Origin of the sequence: Granulicella aggregans (assembly GCF_014203275.1) — a bacterium.
Lineage (GTDB): Bacteria > Acidobacteriota > Terriglobia > Terriglobales > Acidobacteriaceae > Edaphobacter.
In genome coordinates this window covers 1-3,776 of sequence record NZ_JACHIP010000063.1, presented here as the reverse complement: position 1 = coordinate 3,776, position 3,776 = coordinate 1, and the positions used below count along the sequence as shown (strand labels likewise).

General features: G+C 50.0%; 2 protein-coding genes. Both read right to left on the bottom strand.

Annotated elements, in window-relative coordinates:
• Positions 1-91 precede the first annotated feature (91 nt).
• Complete coding sequence (locus HDF16_RS29970; protein ID WP_184224604.1) at positions 92-1,195, bottom strand: YncE family protein; 1,104 nt, start codon at positions 1,193-1,195, stop codon at positions 92-94.
• 301 nt (positions 1,196-1,496) lie between these two features.
• Entirely contained in the window at positions 1,497-3,533 is a 2,037-nt protein-coding gene (locus HDF16_RS29965) for an FkbM family methyltransferase (RefSeq protein WP_221313431.1), read from the bottom strand.
• Between the last annotated feature and the right edge of the window lie 243 nt (positions 3,534-3,776).

Here is a 3,776-nt window from a genome sequence, read left to right as displayed (position 1 = left end):
CCCAACGTCCAGTCATGGCCGAACACGGAGCCGCTCAGAGCATTTCCAGAATGCAACAGATCACAGCCCTTGGGTATTTATGAGACTGGTTCTAGTCCGTGATGATCCCTACCGAATTTCCATATTCGTTGATCACATAAGACTGCCGAAGAGTCGAACTCGACGTAATATCATTACCTGCTACTGAAAGCGTTTTTGTCACGGCTAAGGTAGAAGGACTAATGAAAGCCACTGAGCCAGCTGTGCTACTGAGCGCAACTACCAGATTTGCACCAGAATCAAACGTTATGCCTGAAGGACCCGCGCCGACCGACACAGTAGTTACCGAGTAGCTGCTTGCCGGATTTATTATGCTAACGGTGTTATCTCCATTATTTGTGGTGTAAACCTTGCCACTAGAATCGATCGTAATACTGTCCGGGGTCTTGCCAACGGAAATCATGGTAATAGAGTTGCCATTCGCTGGATTAATGGCATATACATTGTTGCTTGACGTGTTGGCTACATTCAGGATACCAGCGGTAGCATTGAAGGCTAATGCCTGAGGAAGCTGTCCGACAGTCAGTGACGAAGCAGCGTTGGTCGTTGGATTTAAGATCGTCAGAAGTGTGTTGCATTGGCAATTAATGCCGCCTGCTGCAGCGACATAGACAGTACCGGAACGACTGTCTACAGCAATCTTCCAGGGATATGGAGACTTGGCTACCACGCTGGTCACTGCATTTCCGCTGGCTGTATTGATAACTCTGATGGTCTCAGCAGAAGCATAGTTTGCGGTGTAAACCTTATTGTCGAACGAATCGAACGCTATATCTGTGGGGTACTGACCAACGGTTATTGTCTGGGTTGCATAGCTGGATGCGGGGTTTATCGAGGTCACACTTTTTCCGAGATAGTTTGCTACATAGACAATTCCAGTGCTTGGATTGATCGTTATAGCTTCAGGATTCGAACCCACGGCAACTGTGGTCACCAACGTGTTTGTATGGCGATTAAAGACTGATACCGTGTTACTTCCAGAGTTGGTGACGTAAAGTAGGCTTCGTGAGTTGTCCACGGTAGAGGCAATTGGATATGTACCTGTAGCCAATGTGGTGGCCAGGGACTGCGACATACCGTTTTGAACCTGAATGCAGAACCCAGAAAGAAGAAGTAGCGAGAAAATGATACGGAGGCCCAACGCTTTATTAAACAATAAAGCTCCTGAAGCTTTGGTTATGAAGCAATAAATATCTTCGTACGGCGCTATGCGCTTTCAGCCTACCATGAACATGAGACAGCATTATGTTTGCGCCGCTTCATTTCGGCTCTACCGTTTATGTGCCTTGCGCATATCTCACAGGCGCTTGAAGCAGCTCCTTCAAAAGCTTTTCATGAAAGTGTGGATCTGTATTGCGTGGCTTTTTTACCAGTGGCTCAAGCCAGCCTTCCTTGAAGAGGATCTGCCAGGTTCGCTGTGCCAAATAGGTAGCTAAAGAAGCACGTCACACAATTCGTCAGACAACACCACACCGAGCATGTTTGTGAGTAGCCCGGTAGAACGCCCGTTCTTCCTGACCAACGATCGATTCTCGATACCATGGAAGATGCCGGCAGGCATATCTACCGCCTACGCGAACGGCGTCAACAAAGGTATGGGGATTGAAAAATGTTTTATTATAGACAGCGAACGTCGTGTTGAGACCTGCCTTATACACCGGGCTGCCGTCTTTGAGAATGCCCAATTGGGTTTCCCAATATTGCTGTTCCCATTCAGTAGCGTGATAAGTCTTCCTGCTAATTCCGAATGTCCCCGTATGCATTAGGTGGGAGTCGTCAATTCTTAGGGCAAATCCCGCCTTTCCCACTTTCAATTCATTTGTCAGTCGAATGAGATTGGCGAGAAAGTCTTCGGGCAGTTCGGCATTGAACTCGAGATCTGGATCTGTAATACAGAACAGATCCGGCAAAAGGTCGTAATACTCGGGACATTCGACAATCTGGCGGGGCCCTTTGTTCTGTCCTGTTCTGATTACCGATACTTTGTCCTGTACGAGTTCCAGAAACGCTCTCATCACGTGCGATGTCGAATCGTTGTCAACAAGGCAGACATTCCTCATGCCGATGTCACTGAGCTGTTGCAAAGTATTGGCAACGTAAGTTGGATTGTTGAATACAGGGATAAATACTGGGATCTGTGCCGTAAGATGGGCGCCCAAGGTGCGATGAGACAGCTTTCTCGCAGGCGAAGCTACCGTAGTGTTTACGGGTCCAAGCATGTAGTTTTCCGAATAAATAAGATGAGCAAAGCTATGGTGTATGAAGATTGTGTTGAACTGCTTGTCTCCATACTCGCGGTCGCGATCCAACGGGATGAAGCCCGCTGAAATGATCAACTTCGCTACATCTGCAGCTTGCTTCTGTCCGCTCCAGAATTCATAGTTTTCTGCCTCGATCAAGATGACCGCAGCTCTCTTCAAGGCATCCTCGCCGCCCGTCAGCACCTCAAAAGCGGCCCCTTCCACATCGATCCAAAGCGCAGCGTTTCGTTCCCGCATGCCCTCGGTCCACTTGGCAGCCATGAAGTCGTTAAGACTAATCGCATCGACTGAGAATTCGCGATATGTTGCGTTTTCGTTCCGCTTCCGCATCGAGGTCTTACCGCTGATCTCCGGCTCGACCGAAGCAAAATCCACCACTTCGCCGTTGACGATAGTCCGAGACAGTGTCTTTGGCGCGTAGAGGGTCACTTTGCCCGTAGCACTAGAGATGGCCAGGTTCACATAGTTGACTCCGACCGAGGTGACAACCGAGGCAAACCGTCCATGTATCTCCGGATTCGCCTCGAACGCCCACACTTCGCATGTGGGCAGCATTGCCTTAACGCGGCAGGCAGTTGATGCGTCATTCGCGCCGATATCGAGGAATAATTGGGGCTGGATTGAGCGGACAAGACCGAGAAAACGGTCTATGAGAAGTTGATTGGAAGCTGCCCCCGTCGCCCGTGATGCCTTCGCGTTGAGATTGGAGATCAGCAGGTATTCGAGCGCGCTCTCCAGTTTGTGAATTCGCCCTTCTGCGGAGATGTCGCTCTGTTGCACTTGTGCCGAATGCGAGCGTTCTGGCTGTAAGTCAATCAGTTGCAGACGCTTGAGCTCAAAATTCTTTATCGCAGTGTTCTCTTCGTCGCTCAGATTGTGCAAGTGGCAACTTAAGATCTGAGTGGCTTCGTCGTACCGTCCTTGAGCCAGTAGGAACAGCCCTAGATTTACCGAGGCGTCGCGATTCGTCGGCGCGAGGGTAATCGCCCGGCGAAATCCCTTCTCAGCCTCTGCGGGCTTGCCCGCAGCGTGTTGGACTGTCGCCCAATCATTCCACAGCTCTGGGCTCTCGTTTTCACAGATGGCCGAATTGAGGATGCAGATCGCTTCTTCAAAGCGAGAATCTTGGATAAGCCCCGTCAATTCACCCTCCATTCTGGATACGTCCATCGACTCGGATTGAGGTTCTGCCATCACTACATCGGTATCGATGCGATTCGTCATTGCGTTCATTCACCGCCATCCCGTGTCGGGCACAGTCTTGAAGTAGCTCTTGTCCGATCATCCACAGCTAAGGTTGGCACGATAGAGCTTGCTGAGTGCTTGATGAGAACGGTTATGGAAGCTGCAATTCGCATGCCAAACCGCTAACAAAGATCATCTCTAGAACCAGTCTCATAAATACCCAAGGGCTGTGATCTGTTGCATTCTGGAAATGCTCTGAGCGGCTCCGTGTTCGGCCATGACTGGACGTTG